Origin of the sequence: Kitasatospora sp. NPDC094016, from assembly GCF_040304045.1 — a bacterium.
Lineage (GTDB): Bacteria > Actinomycetota > Actinomycetes > Streptomycetales > Streptomycetaceae > Kitasatospora.
Window position 1 is genome coordinate 1 of record NZ_JBEOUK010000061.1, and the last position, 5,600, is coordinate 5,600.

General features: G+C 73.3%; 4 protein-coding genes. 2 read left to right on the top strand and 2 right to left on the bottom strand.

Features of this window, described 5'->3' with window-relative positions:
* Positions 1 to 179 precede the first annotated feature (179 nt).
* A complete protein-coding gene (locus ABT015_RS34700; protein ID WP_350886384.1) occupies positions 180 to 1,436 on the bottom strand; it encodes an alpha/beta hydrolase in 1,257 nt (418 codons plus the stop codon).
* 130 nt (positions 1,437 to 1,566) lie between these two features.
* On the opposite strand from ABT015_RS34700, the gene ABT015_RS34705 reads away from it, so the two are divergent.
* Entirely contained in the window at positions 1,567 to 2,025 is a 459-nt protein-coding gene (locus ABT015_RS34705; RefSeq protein ID WP_350886386.1) for a MarR family winged helix-turn-helix transcriptional regulator, read from the top strand.
* 196 nt (positions 2,026 to 2,221) lie between these two features.
* On the opposite strand, the gene ABT015_RS34715 is transcribed toward ABT015_RS34705, so the two are convergent.
* A complete protein-coding gene (locus ABT015_RS34715; protein ID WP_350886388.1) occupies positions 2,222 to 4,090 on the bottom strand; it encodes a CocE/NonD family hydrolase in 1,869 nt (622 codons plus the stop codon).
* A gap of 350 nt (positions 4,091 to 4,440) precedes the next feature.
* On the opposite strand from ABT015_RS34715, the gene nicT reads away from it, so the two are divergent.
* Positions 4,441 to 5,562, top strand: coding sequence for a Nickel transporter NicT (nicT, locus tag ABT015_RS34720; RefSeq protein ID WP_350886390.1), 1,122 nt, complete (start codon positions 4,441 to 4,443; stop codon positions 5,560 to 5,562).
* The last annotated feature ends 38 nt before the right edge of the window (positions 5,563 to 5,600 follow it).

A 5,600-nucleotide genomic window follows, 5' to 3' on the forward strand; every position in this document is an offset into this window, starting at 1 on the left:
CCTACGCGGGCCAGACGGTCACCCTGAAGTTCACCGGCACCGAGGACGCCTCGCTGCAGACGAGCTTCGTGATCGACGACACCTCCATCCAGACCAGCTGACGCACCACCGGCACGCCGTCCGGCCCCGGGGCTCCCGCACCCCGGGGCCGGACCGTGCGCGCCGGAGGCCGCCCGGTGTCACGCCCGGCGGGCGTCGGCGATCACGGCCGGGGTGGTGCCGAGCCACCAGGTGGGGTCGGCGGTGCCGTCGGTGGTGCGGCCGTCGCTGTGGACGTAGTGCCGGACGTCGCGGCCGGGCTCGGCGAACTCGCCGTTCAGGGCGCGTTCGACCCATTCGGCGCCGAAGCGGAAGACCTCGGCGGCGGTGCCGCCCAGCGGGTGGAACTCGTTCTCGTAGACGCGCATCTCCTTGGGCGCGCGGATGTGCTCGTAGTTGGCCAGGGCCTGCTCCAGCACGGTGAGTTCGTCGAACTCGCCGATGCCGTAGACGACCGGGCAGGTGATCTCCCGGACCAGGTCGCCCAGCGGCATCCGGGCGACCAGCTCGGTGTCGAAGGCGTCCTCGTCGGTGTAGCCGGCCATGTACATGTAGTTGTTCTTGAAGGTCGGCTGGGCGCGCTCGAAGATGGTGGTGAAGTCGCCGGTGACGGCCTCGAAGGCGGCCAGCGCGGCGAGGCGGCGGTCGGTGGCGGCGGCGCGCGAGCCCCAGTAGCCGCTCATCGAGATGCCGAACATGCCGATGCGGGCCGCGTCGACCTCGGGCAGCGAGGCCAGGTGGTCGATGTAGCGGCTGATCGCGCGCTCGTAGTTGGTGAGGTCGACGGTCAGCCCGTTGGCCCGGCTCTCGCCCTGGCCCGGACCCTCGATGGACAGGGCCACGATGCCGTGCGAGGTGTAGTACCGCTCCGCCGCGTAGATGTAGTCCTCCTTGATCATGTCCATCCCCGGGCCGAGGATCACCGCGGGGGCATTGCGGACCTCACCGGCCGGCAGGTGCAGCAGGGCGAAGATCTGCCTGCCCTCGAAGTCGAGGACGACGCGGCGCACCCGGTTGTCGCGCAGCGCGCCCAGGCGCTCCACGCAGTGGTTGGCGTGCTCGCGGAAGGCGAGCTTGCGCGGGTCGGTGGCGTCGAAGATCGAGTACTGCGCGCGGCCCCACATCACCGAGGCGCGCACGTAGAGGTCGGCGGCGGTCCGGGCGAAGCCGCCCCGCTCGTGGTGGGCGGCGCGCTCCTCGGCCTGCCCGGCGACGGTGGCCCAGGCCTTGGGCAGCATCACGCCGCTCTGCACCAGGTCGAAGACCTTGTCGAAGTCGGTGTGGTCGTGGCCCAGCTGCTCCAGGGTGCCCTTGGCCTGGGGGTGCAGGGCGTCGAAGCCGCCCTGGGCGAGGGCGATGTCCAGGGCCCAGTTCTGTGCGGTCGAACGAACGGTCATGACGGGTGTCCTCCGTGTCGGTAGGGGGTTCGGTGGCGGCGCCGCCGAGTTGCTAAGTACTTATTTATTAAGTACTTAGGATATTCTGTTGTCAACCCGCCCATCGATGCGAGCCACGGAGGCCGCCCCCATGTCGCAGCCCCAACCCACCCCCACCCGCGAGCAGGCCCTCGACCGGCTCGCCCGCGCCGCCTACAGCCTCAGCGCCGCCGACTCCCGCCTGCGCGGCCGCGCCACCCGCACCCCCGGCGCGCTCTCCCTCACCCACGCCCGGGCCCTGCGCGTCCTGGCCGAGACGGGCCCGCTGTCGATCGGCCAGCTCGCCGCCGCCACCGAGACCACCAGCGCCGCCACCACCCAGCTGGTCAACAACCTCGCCACCGCCGGCTACGTCACCCGGGAACGCCCGCCGGGCGACAAGCGGTCCGTCCTGGTCGCCCTCACCGACGCGGGCCGCCACCGCCACGACGAACGCCAGGCCGCCCTGGCGCGGGCGCTCGACACCGCCCTCGCCCACCACGACGCCCCCGCCCTGGACGCCGCGACCGACGTGCTCCGACAGCTGGCCGCCATCTACGACCGGCTCTGACCCGGGGCGTGTCCTGCGGATCGCGCCGGATCGGCCCGCACTCGGGCGATTCGGTGCCGCCGAGACGGTCGCCGAGTTCGTCGAGGAGGCGATAGTGCTCGGCGGTGGACTCCCGGCTCGGGCCGCCGATCGGGCCGAGGGTCTTCATGTCGCCATTGACAAAGCAATGCGGGAATTTAAAGCAAAGGCATAAGGATTACTTGGAATCGCCTTGCGGAATCCAGCGCGGCACGCGGTGCTGCCATTCCCGGGCGAACACCACCGAACCGGCCTCCAGCGCGCGCAGCTGCACGACGCTGAGGAAGTGCCCGGCGTCGCAGCGCAGTTGGGTGCGGGTCTGGACGGTGACGTCCCAGCCGATGTCGGGGCGTTCGAGGCGCACGGTGTGGTCGGTGCGGGCCTGGGCGTTGAGCGGGGCGCCGGTGAGCACCCGGTAGGCGGTGACGGTGTGCTCGTCGCGGACCAGGCCGTCGGGGTGGGTGCGGCTGCCGTCGGTGGCCGGGGAGAGTTCGGCGCGCCATTCCCGGCGGCCGATGTCGTGCACGGTGACGTGCTCGGGCCGGGCGGTCAGCGGCTCGGTGCGGTGGATGTCGAGCGGCTCGGGCAGGGCGGGCGCCTCGAAGGCGACGGGGGCGGCGCCGACGTCGGCGGCGAGGTGCCGGGTGGGCAGGGTGAGGGTGGAGCGGGACGGGTCGAGCGCGTAGCCGGCGCCGTCCGGGGTGGGCCACACCCACGGCCAGTAGACCGAGGAGAGGGCGAGCCGCAGCCGGTGCCCGGCCGGGAGGGTGCCGGCGCAGGCGGCGAGCTCGACGTCCGCGTCGGGGCCGGTGGCGACCAGGACGCCCCGGGTGAGCAGCGTGGAGGTGCCGTCCGGGCCGACGGCGCAGAGCCGGGCGGTGATCTGGGCGGGCGGGCCGCCCTCGCGCAGGCGCAGCCGTACGGTCGGGATGCCGAGCAGTTCGACCGGTTCGGGCAGCGGCTGGGAGTCGAAGCAGACCGAGCGGCCGTCCTCCTCGCGCTGGTCGGGCGGCTGGTCGGCGGGGCGGCCGAGCGGGACGTAGGCGCCGGCGTTGAGGCCGGTGTGCTGCGGGGAGCGGACGCGGACGTGGCGGTCGTCGGAGGCGGTGCCGGCGGTGCGCAGCGGGCCGTCGAGGCCGTAGTGGATCTCCCGGACGTCGGGGGAGGGCCAGGTCTCCTCGCCGGTCCAGCGGGTGCCGATCCAGCTGCGCAGGGCGGGCTCCGCCAGGGCGCCGGTGTCGAGGTCGCGCAGCCAGTGGTCCCACCAGCGCAGGGTCTCGGGGAGGGTGTCCTCGGGCAGGCCGTGCGGCCAGGGGCCGAGCAGGGCGCGGGCGGTGGGGGAGGTGGCGAGCAGGCGCAGCACGAAGGAGCAGGACGGGTCGCCCCAGCCGGCGACGGCGAAGGTGGGGGCGGGTACGGGGACGGTGGTCTCGCCGGCGGCGAGCCAGGCGTCGACGGGCGGGTCCAGGGATTCGAGGCGGGCCAGCCAGTCGGTGCGCCAGGCGTCGCCGACGTGCCGGGGGTCGGGCGGGAGGGCGGCGTCGGCGACCAGGGCGGTGAGCCGGGTGTGCAGGTCGGCGGCGAGCAGGGCGCCGCCGAGGCGGTGGCCGCCTTCGGGGCAGACGGTGACCACGGCGCCGACGGTGTCGGGGGCGCGGGCCGCGAGCAGCAGGGCGGTGGTGCCGGCGGCGCCGACGCCGAGCAGGCCGACCCGGCCGCTGCACCAGGGGCGGCGGGCGAGCCAGTCGAGGACGGCGGCGCCGTCGTCGAGCTCCTGGTCGCCGCCGGGTTCGCCGGGCAGGCCGTCGGAGTTGCCGTGGCCGCGGGTGTCGACCCGGACGGCGCCGTAGCCGTGGCCGGCGTACCAGGGGTGGCGGCGGGCGTCCTCGGCGGCGGTGCGGTCGGTGAGCCGGCCGGCGGAGTACTCCAGCAGGGCGGGGACGGGCTCGTCGCTGACCGGGCGCCACAGCCGGGCGGCCAGCCGGGTGCCGTCGGGCAGCGGGATGCGGAAGTCCTCGCGGGTGGTGCGGAAGGGGTAGGACGGCATGGCCGCTCCCATCGGATCCCGGGCCGGTGAGCGCCGGAGGGCCCGCGGCGCGTACGGGGAGCGCGCCGCGGGCGTCGGCATCTCGACCCTAGGGGAGGAATCGTCCGATTTCCTGACGAAGCTTGCGAGGTGGTCGCGGCCCGCCGGTCGGGGTGCCGGGTGGGGAGGCCGGGTGGGGCGGCCGGGTGGAGGCCGGTGCGAGCGGGCGTGTGCCTGTCGCCGCGCGCCCCTCGTCCGCGCCCGCGTGCCCCCGTTCGCCGTCGCCCGGCATTTGCACATGACTTGCAACTGCTTCCCGGAGGGGGGAAAGATGGCCCAGCTTCGCCCGGATCACCCGAAAGGACCACAGGATGTCCAGCCCCGCCGCAGGTGCCTCGCCCGTCAGATGGCGGGACCGCCTCACCCGGGAGGAGTGGATGCGCCTGGCCGGGATGGGCGGGTTCATCCTCGTGCTGCACGTCGTCGGCTGGTTCACCCTGCTCGCGCTGGTCGCGCCCGAGCACTACGACGTCGGCGGGCAGGTGTTCGGCGCGGGCATGGGCCTGACCGCCTACACCCTCGGGATGCGGCACGCCTTCGACGCGGACCACATCGCGGCGATCGACAACACCACCCGCAAGCTGATGGGCCAGGGCAAGAGGCCCCTGTCGGTCGGCTTCTGGTTCTCGCTCGGGCACTCCTCGATCGTCTTCGGCCTCTGCGCGCTGCTCGCCTTCGGCATCCGCTCGCTCGCCGACCAGGTGGAGGCGGACGACTCGACCCTGCACACGATGACCGGTCTGATCGGCACCACCGTCTCCGGGACGTTCCTGCTGCTCCTCGGCCTGATCAACCTGGGCGCCTTCAACGGCATCCTCAAGGTGTTCCGCCGGATGCGCGTGGGCGAGTACGACGAGGCCGAGCTGGAGCGCCAGTTGGAGCGGCGCGGGCTGATGAACCGCATCCTCGGCCGGGTGACCAGGGCCGTCACCAAGCCCTGGCACATGTACCCGGTGGGCCTGCTGTTCGGCCTCGGCTTCGACACCGCGACCGAGGTGTCGCTGCTGGTGCTGGCCGGCGGCGCGGCCGCGTTCTCGCTGCCCTGGTACGCGCTGCTCACGCTGCCGATCCTGTTCGCGGCCGGGATGAGCCTGCTGGACACCATCGACGGCTCGTTCATGAACTTCGCCTACGAGTGGGCCTTCTCCAAGCCGGTCCGCAAGATCTACTACAACCTGACCGTCACCGGCCTGTCGGTGCTGGTCGCGCTGGTGATCGGCCTGGTCGAGCTGATCGGCCTGCTCGGCGAGAAGCTGGACATCACCAGCGGCCCGATCGCCTGGATCGGCGGGCTGGACCTCAACTTCGTCGGCTACGCGATCGTCGGCCTGTTCGTGCTGACCTGGGTCGCGGCGATCGCCTACTGGAAGTTCGGCAAGGTCGAGGAGAAGTGGTCGGCCGGCCTGGCCGCCGCGGCCGCCAAGTCGGAATAGCGGAAACCCCGAGGGGGCGGCGACCGGACTCCGGTCGC